Below are 16,742 nucleotides of genomic sequence, written 5' to 3' on the forward strand. Positions count from 1 at the left end.
CGGCGGTACCCCATCGACATTTACTTGGACGTCCTAGTAAATTCGAGGGTATGGACGCTGACGCCATAGAGGAAGGCCGCCGCCGGTGGCAGGCCCGGTACGACGCCTCGCGCAAGCGGGACGCCGACTTCACCACGCTCTCCGGGGACCCCGTGGAGCCGGTGTACGGGCCCCGGAGCGGGGACAGGTACGAGGGGTTCGAGCGGATCGGGTGGCCGGGGGAGTTCCCCTTCACCCGGGGGCTGTATCCCACCGGCTACCGAGGGCGGACGTGGACCATCCGGCAGTTCGCCGGGTTCGGGAACGCCGAGCAGACCAACGAGCGGTACAAGATGATCCTCCGGAACGGAGGCGGGGGGCTGTCCGTCGCGTTCGACATGCCGACGCTGATGGGCCGCGACTCCGACGACCCGCGCTCGCTCGGCGAGGTCGGGCACTGCGGGGTGGCCATCGACTCGGCCGCCGACATGGAGGTGCTGTTCAAGGACATCCCGCTCGGGGACGTGACGACCTCCATGACGATCAGCGGGCCCGCCGTGCCCGTGTTCTGCATGTACCTCGTCGCCGCCGAGCGCCAGGGCGTCGACGCCTCCGTGCTCAACGGCACGCTCCAGACGGACATCTTCAAGGAGTACATCGCCCAGAAGGAGTGGCTCTTCCAGCCCGAGCCGCACCTGCGCCTCATCGGCGACCTGATGGAGTACTGCGCGGCCGGCATCCCCGCCTACAAGCCGCTCTCCGTCTCCGGGTACCACATCCGCGAGGCCGGGGCGACGGCCGCGCAGGAGCTGGCGTACACCCTGGCGGACGGCTTCGGGTACGTCGAGCTGGGGCTCAGCCGCGGGCTGGACGTCGACGTCTTCGCGCCCGGGCTGTCCTTCTTCTTCGACGCGCACGTCGACTTCTTCGAGGAGATCGCCAAGTTCCGCGCCGCCCGGAGGATCTGGGCCCGCTGGATGCGGGACGTGTACGGGGCGAAGAGCGAGAAGGCGCAGTGGCTGCGGTTCCACACCCAGACCGCCGGCGTCTCGCTGACCGCGCAGCAGCCGTACAACAACGTCGTGCGGACCGCCGTGGAGGCGCTGGCCGCCGTGCTCGGCGGGACCAACTCCCTGCACACCAACGCCCTGGACGAGACCCTCGCCCTGCCCAGCGAGCAGGCCGCCGAGATCGCCCTGCGGACCCAGCAGGTGCTGATGGAGGAGACCGGCGTCGCCAACGTCGCCGACCCGCTGGGCGGCTCCTGGTTCGTCGAGCAGCTGACGGACCGGATCGAGGCGGACGCCGAGAAGATCTTCGAGCAGATCAAGGAGCGCGGGCTCAGGGCCCACCCCGACGGGCGGCACCCCATCGGGCCGATGACCTCCGGCATCCTGCGCGGCATCGAGGACGGCTGGTTCACCGGCGAGATCGCCGAGTCCGCCTTCCGCTACCAGCAGGCACTGGAGAAGGAGGACAAGAGGGTCGTCGGCGTCAACGTCCACACCGGCTCCGTCACCGGCGACCTGGAGATCCTGCGGGTCAGCCACGAGGTGGAGCGCGAGCAGGTGCGGGTGCTGGGCGAGCGCAGGGCGGCCCGGGACGACGCGGCCGTGCGCTCCGCGCTGGACGCGATGCTCGCCGCGGCGCGGTCCGGCGGGAACATGATCGAGCCGATGCTGGAAGCCGTGCGGGCCGAGGCGACGCTCGGTGAGATCTGCGGGGTGCTGCGGGACGAGTGGGGCGTCTACACGGAGCCGGCGGGTTTCTAGGCGCCCGCGCCCGCCCACCGCCGGGCGCGGTGGGTCAGGAGGTGGGGCCGGCCGGCTCGTCCGGTCGAGCCGTCAGGCCCCACAGCAGTACCCGCGTCAGGCTCCGCACCCACTCCCCGTCGGCCGGTTCCGCGCTGACCAGGGTGCGGTGGACCACCGCGCCCGCCACCACGTCGAAGATGAGGTCCGCCGTGCGGGCGGCCTCCGCCGGGTCGGCCTCGGCCGGCAGCTCGCCGCGCGCCTGGGCGCGGGCCCTGCCGGTCAGCACCAGGCGCTTCTGCCGGTCGACGATGGAATCGCGGATGCGTTCGCGCAGCGCGTCGTCCCGCGTGGCCTCGGACACCACCGCCATCAGCCCGTTCCGGGCCTCCGGCCGGGCCAGGATCGCCGCGAACTGCAGCACCACACCCTCGATGTCGGCGGCCAGACAGCCCCGGTCGGGCAGTTCGAGTTCGTCGAAGAGCTCCGCCACCGCGTCCACGACCAGCTCGTTCTTGCCCGCCCAGCGACGGTAGAGGGTCGTCTTGGCAACCCCGGCCCGCGTCGCGACGTCTCCCAGGGTGAGCTTCGACCAGCCGAGGTCCACCAGGGCCGCCCGGGTCGCGGCCAGGATCGCGGCGTCCGCCGCGGCGCTGCGCGGGCGCCCGGTGCGGCCGGCGGGGGTGCTGCTCTGCATGCCCTCGACCATAACCGGCGTGTTTCCGGCGGCCGGCCGTGAGGGAGATCACCGGAGCGGGGTGTTCCGACGACCCGTCATGGCATTACGCTACGACTCGTAGCGAAAGCGCGGGTACGCCCGTGCCCGAGCGACGACCACGGGCGCAGGGTGGGGACCCGGCGCCGCACGACCCGCGCCGACGGCACACGTCGGGGCGGGCTTTCACGCCGCTTTTCACACACGCGCGCAGGACAGGGGAGGATAGACCCATGCAGCCACGGAACATGTCCATGAGCGGGGTCGTCGACCTCGCCGCGGTGAAGGCGGCCCAGGAGGCCAAGGCGAAGGCGGAGCAGGCACGCGCCGAGGCGGCCCGGCACGGCGGAACGGGGGGCGTCTCCCCGGCCGATCTCGTCATCGACGTCGACGAGGCCCGCTTCGAGAGCGACGTCCTGCAGCGGTCCACCGAGGTCCCGGTCGTCATCGACTTCTGGGCCGAGTGGTGCGAACCCTGCAAGCAGTTGAGCCCCGTCCTGGAGCGGCTCGCCGTCGAGTACAACGGGCGCTTCCTCCTCGCCAAGATCGACGTCGACGCCAACCAGATGCTGATGCAGCAGTTCGGCGTCCAGGGCATCCCGGCCGTGTTCGCGGTCGTGGCCGGACAGGCGCTGCCGCTCTTCCAGGGCGCCGCCGGCGAGGCGCAGATCCGTCAGACCCTGGACCAGCTGGTGCAGGTCGCCGAACAGCGCTTCGGCCTGACCGGCCTCGTCGTCGACCCGGAGGCGGAGCCGGGCGCGGACCGGGCCGCCGCCCCCGAGCGTCCGGCCGGGCCGCACGACGCGGCACTCGAGGCCGCCGTGCAGGCGCTGGACGCCGGCGACCTGGCCGGCGCCGTCCGCGCGTACAAGAACGTGCTCAGCGACGACCCGGGCAACACGGAGGCCAAACTGGGCCTCGCCCAGGCCGAGTTGCTCCAGCGCGTCCAGGGCGCCGACCCGCAGCGGGTCCGTCAGGAGGCGGCCGACAAGCCGGACGACGCACAGGCGCAGATCGCCGCCGCCGACCTGGACCTGGTGGGCGGGCACGTGGAGGACGCCTTCGGCCGGCTCATCGACACGGTGCGCCGCACGGCCGGGGACGACCGGGACGCCGTACGGGTGCGCCTGCTGGAGCTGTTCGAGGTGGTCGGTGCCGACGACCCGCGGGTGACCGCGGCGCGCAGGGCACTGGCCCGCGCCCTGTTCTAGGGGGCGTTTCCGGGCCCTTCCGCCGGGCGGTCGTCGGCCGCCCGGCCGGGTGGTGCCCGAGTGGGAGAACTGCCGACGCGACGTCAGTGCGGCCGCGCTTTGCCAAATCTTGGTAATCGCGGCCGCTGTTACTGCTAGTAAGTCGTAGGCGCCGTTCTGCCGGATTCTGTCCGGCGATCGATGTTTTTGTCCCTCCCGTAGGACACACCCAGCGTCGCCGTCCGGGGCCGGTGTGTCGTGTCAGGGTTATCCGGCCGTTACCAGTGAGTAACGAGCCCCTTGTGCCGACGGCGAGAATGCACCACGATCGGCGACGCTCGGTCCATTCCCGTACCCCGAAAGCCAGTCGGGTCGCGGGGGTTCCTGGGTCCCCACCGAGCAGAGCCGGCGGCAGTGGCGCCGGCTCTTGGGCAGGGGGGTCTTCACCCAGTCGGTGAAGCCTGTCCAGCAGGGTTGTGCGTGATGTGTGTCAGGCGCGACCAGTGGTTGTCGCTCGGGGGTGATCGCCGGTGATTCGGGCGCGTTCCACGTGCCGCCGAGCGCGGGCGCTCTCCTTCCCGAGGACGTAGCACTTCTCCCATCCCTGCCAGGCCGAGCCGCCGATCCGGGGGCGGGCCGAGGCCAGGAGATGTACGTCCGAGAAGGAGGAAATATGGAGTCCCAGGTGCGTGGCGGGACCAGATGGAAGCGGTTCGCCGTCGTCATGGTGCCCAGCGTGGCCGCGACGGCCGCGATAGGCGTGGCGCTGGCGCAGGGTGCCCTGGCCGCGTCGTTCAGCGTCTCCGGCCAGTCGTTCAAGGTGACGGCGGAGCAGCTCGACGGTACGGGCTTCGTCCAGTACGGGGCGATCGACTCGGGTTACACGCTCGACGGGCAGAAGACGGCTCACCCCGTCGCCGTCTCGGCGTTCAAGTCCGCGTCGATCAAGGGCATGTGCCAGTCCGTGGTCACCCCGGACATCCCGCTCATCGGCTCGGTCAGCCTCATGCTGAAGGCCGGCGGCGGCGGCAAGGCGGTCGAGGCCGAGAACCTGTACATCGACGTCGAGCAGCTCGAGGCCGATGCCACGTTCCGCGGCATCGACATCGGCGTCGCGGCCAAGGACGCCGCCAAGGGTCCGGGCATCAAGAAGGGCGACACCACGAACCCCTACGGGTTCGCGCAGCAGGCCGACTCGGTCACACTGACCGGCGTGAAGCAGACGGCGTGGGCGACCACCGCCGGAACCTTCAAGCTCAGCGGCCTGAAGATGTCGCTGTCCAAGGGTGTCAAGGAGTGCTACTAAGCACTCGCTGACGGGCGGGGGAGCCGGTGGCGCCCCCGCCCGTCCACTCTCCGGGCGCGCCTTCACGCGCGGCCCACATCTCCACCACAGCAAAGCCGTACCAGGGAGCTGTTTTCCATGAGCGCCGAGACTCCTGCCGCAACCGGCCAGTTCACCAGCCGGAGGCTGCAGTTCCGTGCCTGGCGAGGCGCGCGGCCGTTCTGGGCCGGACTGTTCGTCGCCCTCGGTGGACTCCCCATCGCCTACTTCCCGTACGCGAACCTCCAGATCGGTCACCTGACGCTGGCGATGGCCACCACCGCGGGCGCCGGGTCCCTGATCATCGGCGTGCTGCTGGTCGTCCTGGGCGTCAGCCTCTGGTTCCAGAAGCACGTCCGGGTCTTCGCGGGTGTGGCGGCGATCCTGCTGGCGCTGGTGTCCATCCCCGTGTCCAACCTCGGCGGTTTCCTCATCGGCTTCCTGTTCGCGCTGGTCGGCGGGGCGATGGCCGTGTCGTGGGTGCCGGGCCTGCCGCCGCAGGCCGAGCCGCCGCTGGAGGGCAGGGGAACGGGCGGCGCGCCCGAGGGCGTGGTCCCCGGCACCCCGGTGCCCGACGCCCCGGTGCCCGACGCCCCGGTGCCCGGCACCGCGGTGCCGCAGCCGCGGGACGGCGGGGAAGAGCCGAACGATCTGTCAGGAACGAGCCCGGCCAACGGGGCGAACGGGAGGCACAGTGCCGGCTGACGAGGTGACCCGCGGGACTGATGTGGAGGCGTCCCGTGTGAGAACCGGGCCGCGCCACGCGGCACCCAAGAAGCCGTTGTTCACCAGGTTCCACATGCCGGCCGGGAAGGCGATAGCCCTGGCGGCGATGCCCACGGCGGTCCTCATGGGGATGGGGTTCACGCCGACGCTGGCCCTGGCGGACGGCAACGACGCGGCGCCGCCGTCGAACAGCCTGACGGCCGACGAGTACAAGGACTGCGTGGCGGCCCTCGAGGACGCCGGGAAGGACCCCTCGGAGTCCCCCGAGCCGTCGCCCTCGGCGACCGACGGGGCGGACGACGAGAAGGCCGACGACAAGCCCGACGACAAGCCCGACGACCAGGGCGACGCGACCGAGCCGGAGCCTTCGGCCTCCGGTGCCGCGGACCAGGACGGCGACCAGGGCGCCGGTTCGACCTCTTCGCCGGATTCAGGTTCCGACGACGAGGCCGGCCCCGCCCCCTCCGCGTCCCCCGAGGCGCAGAGCCGGGAGAAGGCGCCCGACGCCGGCACCCCGACGCCCTCGTCGTCCGGGAGCGGGAGCGGCGGCGTGCTGAAGGACCTCGGTGACGCCCTCGGGGGCATCCTCACCGGCGGCAAGGTCGAGAAGAGCCCGAGCCCCACGCCCACCCCCACGGCGTCCGCGAGCGCCGACGAGGACACCGGTGGGAAGAGCACCGCCGAGGACGTCTCCCGGACCGTCGGGGACACGGTCGAGAAGGCCACCGGCACGGTGGAGGACACCGTGAAGGACACCACCGACGCGGTGTCCGGGGCGGCCGAGGACACCGGCGAGGCGGTGGAGGAGCCCGGCGGGGAAGCGGCCGGGGCGACGGAGGAGTCCGGAGCGACGGAGGAGGCCGAGGAGGACGAGGAGGCCACCGCCTCGCCCGGCCCCGAGGCGTCCGAGAGCGCCGGCCCGGACGTGGACGACTGCCCGGTCGCCACGGACGCGCAGGGCGGCGTCGACAACAAGGTGCCGCTGCCGGACGACCCCTGGTACCTCAACGCCAGCTCGCTGCTGCTCAAGGGCGCCTCGTACAAGGGCGTCGTCGAGGTCAGGACGGCGGGCGGCGCCACCAAGAAGGTGCTGAAGTACGTCGTCTCGAACGGCACCGACATCGGCGACCTGCACCAGACGGTGAAGGACGAGCAGTCCGGCAAGACCTACCACGTGCAGGCGGCCAAGGGCTCGACGTCCACGATCCGCGACGGCGAGACCGTGATGTACACCGAGAGCATCTCGGGCAACCTGCTCGGGCTGATCCCGATCACCTTCGACCCGGAGAACCCGCCGCCCCTGGACATCCCGCTGATCTACTTCACGAACGTGACGGTCGTCCAGGCCGGCCAGTTCGGCGGCACCCTGCACGTCCCCGGGCTGCACCAGTACACGACCTGAGCACACCCGCGGGCCCTTCCGGAGCCGCGGAAAGAGCGAGGGCGCCCCCTGTCGAGCACAGGGGGCGCCCTCGTCGCGTACCGCGTACCGCGGAAGGCGTCAGGCGCGGCGCGCCTCGCCGAGGTGGTGCACGCGGACCATGTTGGTGGTGCCGGGCACGCCGGGGGGCGAGCCGGCGGTGATCACGACGATGTCGCCGTCGTTGAAGCGGCTCAGCTTCACCATCTCCTGGTCCACCAGCTCGACCATCTCGTCCGTGCTGTTGACGAACGGCACCACGTGCGGCTCCACGCCCCAGCTGAGCGCCAGCTGGTTGCGGGTGGACTCGTCGGTGGTGAAGGCGAGGATGGGCTGGGTCGCGCGGTAGCGGGACAGGCGGCGCGCGGTGTCGCCGGACTGGGTGAAGGCCACCAGGCCCTTGCCGCCGAGGAAGTCGGCGATCTCGGCGGCGGCACGGGCCACCGAACCGCCCTGCGTGCGCGGCTTCTTGCCCGGCACCAGCGGCTGCAGGCCCTTGGAGAGCAGCTCCTGCTCGGCCGCCGTGACGATCTTCGACATCGTCTTGACGGTCTCGATCGGGTACGCGCCCACGGACGACTCCGCCGACAGCATGACCGCGTCCGCGCCGTCCAGGATGGCGTTGGCGACGTCGGAGGCCTCGGCGCGCGTCGGGCGGGAGTTGGTGATCATCGACTCCATCATCTGGGTCGCCACGATCACCGGCTTGGCGTTGCGCCGGCACAGCTCGATCAGGCGCTTCTGCACCATGGGGACCTTCTCGAGCGGGTACTCGACGGCCAGGTCGCCACGGGCGACCATCACGCCGTCGAACGCCATCACGACGTCCTCCATGTTGTCGACCGCCTGCGGCTTCTCCACCTTGGCGATCACCGGGACGCGGCGGCCCTCCTCGTCCATCACGCGGTGCACGTCGGCGACGTCCTTGGCGTCCCGGACGAAGGAGAGGGCGACCAGGTCGCAGCCCATGCGCAGCGCGAAGCGGAGGTCCTCGATGTCCTTCTCGGACAGCGCGGGCACGTTCACCGCCGCGCCGGGCAGGTTGATGCCCTTGTGGTCGGAGATGACGCCGCCCTCGATGACGATCGTCCGCACCCGGGGGCCGTCGACCTCGGTGACCTTCAGCTCGACGTTGCCGTCGTTGATGAGGATCTGGTCGCCCTTGGCCACGTCGCCGGGCAGGCCCTTGTACGTCGTGCCGCAGATCGTCCGGTCGCCCGGCACGTCCTCGGTGGTGATGGTGAACTCGTCACCGCGCACCAGCTCGACGGGACCCTCGGCGAAGGTCTCCAGGCGGATCTTGGGGCCCTGCAGGTCGGCGAGGACGCCGATGGCCCTGCCGGTCTCCTTGGCGGCGGCCCGGACGCGGTCGTAACGCCCCTGGTGCTCGGCGTGGGTGCCGTGGCTGAAGTTGAAGCGGGCCACGTTCATGCCGGCGTCGATCAGGGCGACGAGCTGCTCGTGGGAGTCGACCGCGGGGCCGAGAGTACAGACGATTTTCGAACGGCGCATGGGGCGATCCTATCGGTTTGTTTCGCTGCGGAATATTCCGTCTGGCGGAAAATACAAAAGGGCGGGATGCCGCTCAGGTGAGATTCCCCGAACCATTTACCAGCGCGTAGGTTTGTGTCGCGATCTCCATTTCCTCGTCGGTCGGCACCACGGCCACCGCCACCCGCGCGTACGCGGGCGAGATCAGCCGCGCCCCGTCGCCGCGCGCGGCGTTCAGGTCCGCGTCGACCACCAGGCCCAGCCCTTCCAGGCCCGCCACGGCGGCTTCCCGCACCGGTGCCGCGTTCTCCCCGACCCCGGCGGTGAAGGCGACCGCGTCCACCCGTCCGAGAACGGCGTAATAGGCGCCGATGTACTTCTTCAACCGGTGAATGTAGATGTCGAAGGCGAGCCGCGCCTCTTCGTCCCCCGCGTCGATCCGGCGCCGGATCTCCCGCATGTCGTTGTCGCCGCACAGCCCGAACAGGCCGCTCCTCTTGTTGAGGAGCGTGTCGATCTCGTCCGTGGACATTCCGCCGACGCGCTCCAAATGGAAGATGACCGCCGGGTCGAGGTCTCCCGAACGCGTACCCATCACCAGTCCCTCCAGGGGCGTCATCCCCATGGACGTGTCCACGCACCGGCCGCCCTCGACCGCCGAGACCGAGGCGCCGTTGCCGAGGTGGAGCACGATGACGTTGACCTCCGACGGGGCCCTGCCCAGCAGGCGTGCCGTCTCCCGGGAGACGTACGCGTGCGAGGTGCCGTGGAAGCCGTAGCGGCGGATGCGGTGCCGGTCGGCGATCTTCGGGTCGATCGCGTAACGCGCCGCGGACTCCGGGATCGTCGTGTGGAACGCCGTGTCGAAGACCGCCACCTGGGGCAGGTCGGGGCGGAACGCCCGGGCGGTGCGGATGCCGGTGAGGTTGGCCGGGTTGTGCAGCGGTGCCACCGGGACCAGCCGCTCGATCTCCGTGAGCACGGAGTCGTCGATGAGGGTGGGCTCGGTGAAGAAGACGCCGCCGTGCACCACCCGGTGCCCGATCGCGGCCAGCTCCGGGGAGTCCAGGCCCAGACCGTCCCGGGCCAGTTCCCCGGCGACCGCCTTCAGGGCGGCCTCGTGGTCGGCGATCGGCCCGTTCTGCTCACGGGTGTCGCCGTCGGCCACGCGGGTGTGCTTCAGCCGGGAGGTCCGCTCGCCGATCCGCTCGACCAGCCCCACCGCCAGGCGGCTGCCGTCGTGCATGTCGAGCAGCTGGTACTTCACCGACGAGGAGCCGGAGTTGAGGACGAGGACGCGCGTCGCGCTCACAGGTCGGACACCTTCTCGTTCGGGGACTGCTGGGCCTGGATCGCCGTGATGGCGACCGTGTTGACGATGTCCTGGACCAGGGCGCCCCGGGACAGGTCGTTGACCGGCTTGCGCAGGCCCTGGAGGACCGGGCCGACGGCGATGGCGCCGGCCGAGCGCTGCACGGCCTTGTAGGTGTTGTTGCCGGTGTTCAGGTCGGGGAAGATCAGCACGCTGGCCTGCCCGGCGACCTCGGAGCCGGGCAGCTTGGTCGCGGCGACCGACGGCTCGACGGCGGCGTCGTACTGGATCGGTCCCTCGATCCTCAGGTCGGGGCGGCGCGCGCGGACCAGCCCGGTCGCCTCGCGCACCTTGTCGACGTCCGCGCCGGAACCGGACGTGCCGGTCGAGTACGACAGCATGGCGATGCGCGGGTCCACGCCGAACTGCGCCGCCGTGGACGCCGACTGCGTCGCGATGTCGGCGAGCTGCTCGGCGTCCGGGTCCGGGTTGACCGCGCAGTCGCCGTAGACGAGGACCTTGTCGGCCAGGCACATGAAGAAGACCGAGGAGACGATCGACGCCTCCGGCTTGGTCTTGATGATCTCGAAGGCCGGGCGGATGGTCGCCGCCGTCGAGTGCACCGACCCCGACACCATGCCGTCGGCCAGCCCCTCCTGCACCATCAGCGTGCCGAAGTAGTTCACGTCGGACACCACGTCGTACGCCAGCTCCACGGTGACGCCCTTGTGGGCGCGCAGGGCCGCGTACTTCTCGGCGAAGGAGTCGCGCAGCTCGGACACCGCCGGGTCGATCAGCTGGGCGGCGCCGAGGTCGACGCCGAGGTCGGCGGCCTTCTTGCGGATCTGCTCCACGTCGCCGAGCAGCGTCAGCTCGCACACGCCCCGGCGCAGCAGCACCTCCGCCGCGTGCAGCACCCGTTCCTCGGTGCCCTCCGGGAGGACGACCCGGCGCAGGTCCGAGCGGGCCTGCTCCAGCAGCTTGTGCTCGAACATCATCGGGGTGACGCGGTCGCTGCTCGGCGCGGAGACCCGCTTGCTGAGGTCGGCGGTGTCGACGTACCGCTCGAAGAGGCCGAGGGCGGTCTCCGCCTTGCGCGGGGTGGCCGCGCCCAGCTTGCCCTCCAGGGAGAACAGCTGCTCGGCGGTGGGGAAGCTGTTGCCGGTCACCGAGAGCACCGGCGTGCCCGGGGCGAGACGGGCGGCGAGGGTGAGGACGCTCTCGCCCGGCACCTCGTCCAGGGTCAGCAGCAGGCCGGCGATCGGCGGGGTGCCGGCGCTGTGCGCGGCCAGCGTGCCGACCACCAGGTCGGCCCGGTCGCCGGGGGTGATCACCAGGCAGCCGGGGGTCAGCGCGGCCAGCAGGTTGGGCAGCATCGCCCCGCCGAAGACGAAGTCCAGCGCGTCGCGGGCGAGCCCCGAGTCGTCCCCGAGGACCACCCTCGCGCCGAGGGAGTGCGCGATCTGGGAGACGGTCGGCGCCGACAGCGCGGGCTCGTCGGGCACCACCCAGCAGGGCACCGGCAGCCGGTTCGCCAGCCGCCCGGCGATCTCGTCCCGGTCCTCGCGGGCGACCCGGTTGGTCACCATGGCCAGGACGTCGCAGCCCAGCCCGTCGTAGGCGCGGAAGGCGTTGACCGTCTCGGCGAGCACCGACTCGGCCGTCTGCTTGCGCCCGCCCACGACCGGGAGCACCGAGGCGCCGAACTCGTTGGCGAGCCGCGCGTTCAGCGACAGCTCGTCCGGGAGCTGGGTGCCGGCGAAGTCGGTGCCGAGGACGAGGACGACGTCGTAGTCCCGGGCGACCAGGTGGAACCGCTCGACCAGCGCGGACACCAGCTCGTCCGTGCCCTGCTCGGCCTGGAGCGCGGACGCCTCCTGGTAGTCCAGGCCGTAGACCGTCGCCGGATCCTGCGAGAGCCGGTAGCGGGCGCGCAGCAGCTCGAAGAGCCGGTCGGGCCCGTCGTGGACCAGGGGACGGAAGACGCCGACCCGGTCGACCTGCCGGGTCAGGAGCTCCATGACCCCCAGCTCGACGACCTGGCGGCCGTCGCCGCGGTCGATGCCGGTCACGTACACGCTGCGCGTCACGCGTGCTCTCCGTTTCGTCTCGGTGCGGTTGTCCGGCGGCGGCTGCCCCGTGCACAAAGATCACCCACCGGGGTGAGCGGAACCCTCTTGACAGTACCTCTCCCCATGGATAAGGCGCCCGCCGGTGAAGCCTGCCGGAGGGCGGCCGGGACCGCTGTCCGCACGGAAGCGGCATCCCCCTGGGGGACGTGAAAGAATCGGACGTGGCTCACCGGTGTCCACAGCGAGCAGGAGACACAGCACGATGCGTATCGGAGTCCTCACCGCAGGCGGCGACTGCCCCGGGCTGAACGCAGTGATCCGGTCGGTCGTGCACCGAGCGGTCGACAACTACGGCGACGAGGTCATCGGCTTCGAGGACGGCTACGCGGGCCTGCTCGACGGCCGTTACCGCACCCTCGACCTGAACGCGGTCAGCGGCATCCTGGCGCGCGGCGGCACGATCCTCGGCTCCTCCCGGCTGGAGCGCGACCGGCTCCGCGAGGCCTGCGAGAACGCGGGCGACATGATCCAGAGCTTCGGCATCGACGCGCTGATCCCGATCGGCGGCGAGGGCACGCTGACGGCGGCCCGGATGCTGTCCGACGCGGGTCTGCCCGTGGTCGGCGTGCCCAAGACGATCGACAACGACATCTCCTCCACCGACCGCACCTTCGGCTTCGACACGGCGGTCGGCGTGGCGACGGAGGCGATGGACCGCCTCAAGACCACCGCCGAGTCCCACCAGCGCGTGATGGTCGTCGAGGTCATGGGCCGGCACGCCGGCTGGATCGCCCTCGAGTCCGGCATGGCCGCCGGCGCCCACGGCATCTGCCTGCCCGAGCGGCCCTTCGACCCGGCCGACCTGGTCAAGATGGTCGAGGCCCGCTTCGCCCGCGGCAAGAAGTTCGCCGTCGTCTGCGTCGCCGAGGGGGCCCACCCCGTCGAGGGCTCCATGGACTACGGCAAGGGCGAGATCGACAAGTTCGGGCACGAGCGCTTCCAGGGCATCGGCACGGCACTGGCGTACGAGCTGGAGCGCCGGCTCGGCAAGGAGGCCAAGCCGGTCATCCTCGGCCACGTCCAGCGCGGTGGCGTGCCCACCGCGTACGACCGCGTCCTCGCGACCCGCTTCGGCTGGCACGCGGTCGAGGCCGCGCACCGGGGCGAGTTCGGCCGGATGACCGCGCTGCGCGGCACGGACGTCGTCATGGTGCCGCTGGCGGAGGCCGTCACCGAGCTGAAGACGGTGCCGAAGGACCGCATGGACGAGGCCGAGTCGGTCTTCTAGAACCGGACTTCCAGAACCGGAAGCGGTCCCCTCACCGGCTGCTCCGTCCTCGCCCGCTCCGCCCTCGGCCGCCGCCCCGGCCGAGGGCGGCGGCCGTGTGGCCCCGGTGGTCCTCCCGGGACGAAGCAGCCGATCGGGCAGGCCGAGCGGCCCTCAGGGGTGTGCCGGCGTCGCCGCCGCGCCGGGGGTGCTCCACAGCGGAGCCCGACTCCACGTCGGACGCCTTCGCGCGGTCCGGCCCCAGCGGCCCGGCGGCGTACTCCCGTAGCGCCCTCGGAGCCGGTTCGGTCGTCGAACTGCCGGAAAACGGGGCGCGGGCCGATGAGTTCCCTCATGATCGGCGGTCATAGGTCGTGACCGGTGCGCCGCAGCCGCGAGTGCGGCCGCAGCGTCCACCGGTCCGACCCGCTGAGAACCAGACACGAGCTAGCGAGGAACCTTCGATGCGCACCCTGATCAGTACCGCCTTCATCTCGCTCGACGGCGTCGTGGAGGCCCCGGGCGGCGAGCCCGGTTACCGGAACTCCGGCTGGACCTTCAAGGACGTCGAGTTCCTCCCCGAGGCGTTCGACATCAAGGGGCGCGAGCAGAAGGAAGCCACGGCGATGCTGATGGGCCGGACCAGCTACGAGGCGTTCAGCCCGGTGTGGCCGGACATGGCGGACTTCGCCGACTACAAGGTGATGCCGAAGTACGTGGTCTCCACCACCCTCACCGAGGACGAACTGGTGGCGAACTGGGGCGAGACGACGATCCTGCGTTCGCTCGACGAGGTCGCCGCCCTGAAGGAGACCGAGGGCGGCCCGATCATCGTCCACGGCAGCGCCACCCTGAACCGGAGCCTCTCGGACGCCGGCCTGATCGACCGCTACCACCTGCTCGTCTTCCCGCTCCTGCTCGGTGCGGGCAAGCGCCTGTTCAGCGACACGGACAAGGACACCCAGAAGCTGAAGCTGGTCGAGCACGAGGCGTACGCCAACGGCCTGCAGAAGAACGTGTTCGACGTCGTCCGCTGACCCGGCCCCCGCACCCGCCCGGCGGCCGCGTCATCGGACCCATCGGTACACCAACTCCGGTCGTCCCACCTGCCCGTAGAGCGGGCTGCGCCGCGCCCGGCCGGTGTCCACCAGGTGCTCCAGGTAGCGGCGGGCGGTGATCCGCGAGATGCCCACGGCCTCGGCCACCCCGGCCGCGGTGAGGCCCTCCTCCCCGCCGCGCAGCGCGCCCGTCACGCGTTCCAGCGTGGGCGCGCTGAGCCCCTTGGGCAGCGCCGCCGGGCCGGGCGCCCGCAGCGTGGCCAGTGCCCGGTCCACCTCGTCCTGCCCGCTCGCCTCCCCGGCGGTGCCCCGGAACTCGGCGTAGCGCACGAGCCGGTCCCGCAGGGTGGCGAAGGTGAACGGCTTCAGCACGTACTGCACGACCCCCAGCGACACCCCCTCCCGGACGACCGTCAGGTCCCGGGCCGACGTCACCGCTATCACGTCGGCGTGATGCCCGGCCGCCCGCAGCGAACGGGCCAGCTGGAGCCCGTGCACGTCCGGCAGGTGCAGGTCGAGCAGCAGCAGGTCGACCGGCGTGCGGTCCAGCAGGCGCCGCGCCTCCGCCCCGGTGTGCGCCGTGCCGACGGCGGTGAACCCCGGCACCCGCCCGACGTACATCACGTGCGCGTCGGCGGCGACGGGGTCGTCCTCGACGACGAGCACGCGGATGGGCTGTCCCGTGGTCATACGGCGCCCCCGACCCCCGGTCCGCCCACCGGGGCGGGTGCCGCCGCACCGGGGCCGGCGGCGTCCAGCGGCAGCCGTGCCTCGAAGCGGGCGCCGCCCTCGTCGGCCTCCGTCACGGTCAGCGTGCCCCCGTGGCGGTGCACCGCCTGGTGGACCAGTGCGAGACCCAGGCCCCGTCCCCCCGGCCCGGCCGGCTTGGTCGAGAAACCCCGCTGGAAGAGCAGGCCGGCGTGGGCCGGATCGACGCCCGCGCCGGTGTCCGAGACCCGCAGCACCAGCTCCGCCCCGGCCCCCGCCCCGGCCGTGTCCGTGTACGCCGCCACCGTCACCCGCGAGGGCACCCGGCCCTGGGCCGCGTCCACCGCGTTGTCGATCAGGTTGCCCAGGATCGTCACCAGGTCCCGGGCGGGCAGGGACGGCGGCAGCAGCCCGTCGTCCAGCCGGCTGTCCTGCGACACCACCAGTTCCACTCCCCGCTCGTTCGCCTGTGCCGTCTTGCCCAGCAGCAGCGCGGCCAGCACCGGCTCGCCCACCGCCGCCACCACCTGGTCGGTGAGCGCCTGCGCCAGCTCCAGCTCGGCCGTCGCGAAGTCCACCGCCTCCTCGGCGCGCCCCAGCTCGATCAGCGAGACGACCGTGTGCAGCCGGTTGGCGGCCTCGTGCGCCTGCGAGCGCAGCGCCTGGGTGAAGCCGCGCTCCGAGTCCAGTTCGCCCATCAGCGACTGCAGCTCGGTGACGTCGCGCAGGGTCACCACCGTGCCCCGGCGCTCACCGCCCGAGACCGGCGAGGTGTTCACCACCAGCACCCGCTCGGCCGTCAGGTGCACCTCGTCCACCCGGGGCTCCGACGCCAGCAGCGCCCCCGTCAGCTGCGCCGGCAGGCCCAGGTCGGCGACCGGGGTGCCGACCACGTCGCCGCCCACGCCGAGCAGCTCCCGCCCGCCGTCGTTGATCAGCGCGACACGGTACTGCCAGTCCAGCATCAGCAGCCCCTCCCGTACCGCGTGCAGCGCCGCCTGATGGTAGTCGTGCATGCGGCTGAGCTCGTCCGCGTTCATGCCGTGGGTGTGCCGGCGCAACCGCGCGTTGATCACGTACGTGCCGACCGCGCCCAGCACCAGGGCACCGACCGCGACCCCGAGCAGGGCCGTCAGCTGGTCCTGCACCCGCTTGCTGATCTCCTCGACCTTGATCCCGGCGCTGACCAGGCCGACGACCCGTCCGTCGTCCCGCACGGGGGTGACCGCCCGGACCGACGGCCCGAGCGTCCCCGTGTAGGTCTCGGTGAACGTCTCGCCGCGCTGCGCACGCTCGATGTGGCCCTGGAAGGGACGGCCGATCTGCTGCGGCTCGGGGTGGGTCCAGCGGATCCCCCGCGGGGACATGATCGTGACGAAGTCGACGTCGGTGTCCCGCATGACGCGCACCGCGTACGGCTGGAGCCGTGCCGTCGGGTCGGGGGTGCCGACGGCCTCCGACACGAACGGCGAGTCGGCGATCGACAGCGCCACCGACCTGGCCTGACGCCCCGCCGCATCCTCGGCCTGCCCCCGGTCGCCGAGGTAGGCGAACAGCGCGTACCCGGCGACGACGACCGCGATGAGCACGGCCTGCATCGCGAAGAGCTGACCGGCCAGGCTGCGGGGTCCGGGGACGCTGAGGCGCATGCCGCAAGTGTCTCTCCTGGCTGATTGCGAACTAAATGAACACAAGGGTGACCGCGCTCACAGGGCAGGAGATAGTCTCC

The 16,742-nt window shown here is 71.7% G+C and carries 13 protein-coding genes; 7 read left to right on the forward strand and 6 right to left on the reverse strand.

What is annotated here, in order from left to right; genetic code table 11:
- Positions 1 to 50 precede the first annotated feature (50 nt).
- On the forward strand, positions 51 to 1,751 hold the full coding sequence (locus tag JHAT_RS04260; RefSeq protein ID WP_077796671.1) for a methylmalonyl-CoA mutase: 1,701 nt from the start codon (positions 51 to 53) through the stop codon (positions 1,749 to 1,751).
- Between the two features lie 34 nt (positions 1,752 to 1,785).
- On the opposite strand, the gene JHAT_RS04265 is transcribed toward JHAT_RS04260, so the two are convergent.
- Positions 1,786 to 2,427, reverse strand: a complete 642-nt coding sequence (locus JHAT_RS04265) for a TetR/AcrR family transcriptional regulator (RefSeq protein WP_077796705.1) — start codon at positions 2,425 to 2,427, stop codon at positions 1,786 to 1,788.
- A 251-nt stretch (positions 2,428 to 2,678) separates the two neighbouring features.
- On the opposite strand from JHAT_RS04265, the gene JHAT_RS04270 reads away from it, so the two are divergent.
- From JHAT_RS04270 to JHAT_RS04285, 4 genes are all read left to right on the forward strand, one after another.
- Positions 2,679 to 3,656 carry a tetratricopeptide repeat protein gene (locus JHAT_RS04270; protein WP_171990737.1) on the forward strand — a complete coding sequence of 326 codons (978 nt, stop codon included), beginning with the start codon at positions 2,679 to 2,681 and terminating at the stop codon, positions 3,654 to 3,656.
- A gap of 652 nt (positions 3,657 to 4,308) precedes the next feature.
- On the forward strand, positions 4,309 to 4,941 hold the full coding sequence (locus JHAT_RS04275) for a DUF6230 family protein (RefSeq protein WP_077796673.1): 633 nt from the start codon (positions 4,309 to 4,311) through the stop codon (positions 4,939 to 4,941).
- A gap of 117 nt (positions 4,942 to 5,058) precedes the next feature.
- Positions 5,059 to 5,664, forward strand: coding sequence for a DUF6114 domain-containing protein (locus tag JHAT_RS04280; RefSeq protein WP_077796674.1), 606 nt, complete (start codon positions 5,059 to 5,061; stop codon positions 5,662 to 5,664).
- Positions 5,654 to 7,087 (forward strand): hypothetical protein, encoded by a 1,434-nt coding sequence (locus JHAT_RS04285; RefSeq protein ID WP_077796675.1) that lies wholly within the window; start codon positions 5,654 to 5,656, stop codon positions 7,085 to 7,087. The genes JHAT_RS04280 and JHAT_RS04285 overlap by 11 nt, the downstream gene beginning before the upstream one ends.
- 99 nt (positions 7,088 to 7,186) lie before the next feature.
- Here the strand turns inward: JHAT_RS04285 and pyk are convergent, their stop codons facing one another.
- The 3 genes from pyk to pta form a co-directional block, all read right to left on the reverse strand.
- On the reverse strand, positions 7,187 to 8,617 hold the full coding sequence (gene pyk / locus JHAT_RS04290; protein ID WP_077796676.1) for a pyruvate kinase: 1,431 nt from the start codon (positions 8,615 to 8,617) through the stop codon (positions 7,187 to 7,189).
- Between the two features lie 73 nt (positions 8,618 to 8,690).
- A complete protein-coding gene (locus JHAT_RS04295) occupies positions 8,691 to 9,908 on the reverse strand; it encodes an acetate kinase (protein WP_077796677.1) in 1,218 nt (405 codons plus the stop codon).
- A complete protein-coding gene (gene pta, locus JHAT_RS04300; protein WP_077796678.1) occupies positions 9,905 to 11,998 on the reverse strand; it encodes a phosphate acetyltransferase in 2,094 nt (697 codons plus the stop codon). The genes JHAT_RS04295 and pta overlap by 4 nt, the downstream gene beginning before the upstream one ends.
- A gap of 244 nt (positions 11,999 to 12,242) precedes the next feature.
- Between pta and JHAT_RS04305 the strand changes: the two genes are divergently transcribed.
- Both JHAT_RS04305 and JHAT_RS04310 read left to right on the forward strand, forming a co-directional pair.
- Complete coding sequence (locus JHAT_RS04305; RefSeq protein ID WP_077796679.1) at positions 12,243 to 13,268, forward strand: ATP-dependent 6-phosphofructokinase; 1,026 nt, start codon at positions 12,243 to 12,245, stop codon at positions 13,266 to 13,268.
- Positions 13,269 to 13,711: 443 nt separating this feature from the next.
- Positions 13,712 to 14,284, forward strand: coding sequence for a dihydrofolate reductase family protein (locus JHAT_RS04310; protein ID WP_077796680.1), 573 nt, complete (start codon positions 13,712 to 13,714; stop codon positions 14,282 to 14,284).
- A gap of 30 nt (positions 14,285 to 14,314) precedes the next feature.
- Here JHAT_RS04310 and JHAT_RS04315 read toward each other — a convergent pair whose 3' ends face one another.
- Both JHAT_RS04315 and JHAT_RS04320 read right to left on the reverse strand, forming a co-directional pair.
- The gene (locus JHAT_RS04315; protein ID WP_077796681.1) at positions 14,315 to 14,995 is read right to left on the reverse strand and encodes a response regulator; all 681 of its coding nucleotides are present in this window, start codon (positions 14,993 to 14,995) and stop codon (positions 14,315 to 14,317) included.
- Complete coding sequence (locus JHAT_RS04320) at positions 14,992 to 16,662, reverse strand: sensor histidine kinase (RefSeq protein WP_077796682.1); 1,671 nt, start codon at positions 16,660 to 16,662, stop codon at positions 14,992 to 14,994. Before JHAT_RS04320 ends, JHAT_RS04315 begins: the two co-directional genes overlap by 4 nt.
- Between the last annotated feature and the right edge of the window lie 80 nt (positions 16,663 to 16,742).

It is taken from the genome of Streptomyces sp. JHA26 (assembly GCF_002005565.1).
In the GTDB taxonomy this organism is placed as follows: Bacteria; Actinomycetota; Actinomycetes; order Streptomycetales; family Streptomycetaceae; genus Streptomyces.

Excerpts from the sequence above, each read along its gene's own strand:
- JHAT_RS04260 (WP_077796671.1), top strand. The coding sequence starts at position 51 with ATGGACGCTGACGCCATAGAGGAAGGCCGCCGCCGGTGGCAGGCCCGG.
- JHAT_RS04265 (WP_077796705.1), bottom strand. The coding sequence starts at position 2,427 with ATGCAGAGCAGCACCCCCGCCGGCCGCACCGGGCGCCCGCGCAGCGCC.
- JHAT_RS04270 (WP_171990737.1), top strand. The coding sequence starts at position 2,679 with ATGCAGCCACGGAACATGTCCATGAGCGGGGTCGTCGACCTCGCCGCG.
- JHAT_RS04275 (WP_077796673.1), top strand. The coding sequence starts at position 4,309 with ATGGAGTCCCAGGTGCGTGGCGGGACCAGATGGAAGCGGTTCGCCGTC.
- JHAT_RS04280 (WP_077796674.1), top strand. The coding sequence starts at position 5,059 with ATGAGCGCCGAGACTCCTGCCGCAACCGGCCAGTTCACCAGCCGGAGG.
- pyk (WP_077796676.1), bottom strand. The coding sequence starts at position 8,617 with ATGCGCCGTTCGAAAATCGTCTGTACTCTCGGCCCCGCGGTCGACTCC.
- JHAT_RS04305 (WP_077796679.1), top strand. The coding sequence starts at position 12,243 with ATGCGTATCGGAGTCCTCACCGCAGGCGGCGACTGCCCCGGGCTGAAC.
- JHAT_RS04310 (WP_077796680.1), top strand. The coding sequence starts at position 13,712 with ATGCGCACCCTGATCAGTACCGCCTTCATCTCGCTCGACGGCGTCGTG.
- JHAT_RS04315 (WP_077796681.1), bottom strand. The coding sequence starts at position 14,995 with ATGACCACGGGACAGCCCATCCGCGTGCTCGTCGTCGAGGACGACCCC.
- JHAT_RS04320 (WP_077796682.1), bottom strand. The coding sequence starts at position 16,662 with ATGCGCCTCAGCGTCCCCGGACCCCGCAGCCTGGCCGGTCAGCTCTTC.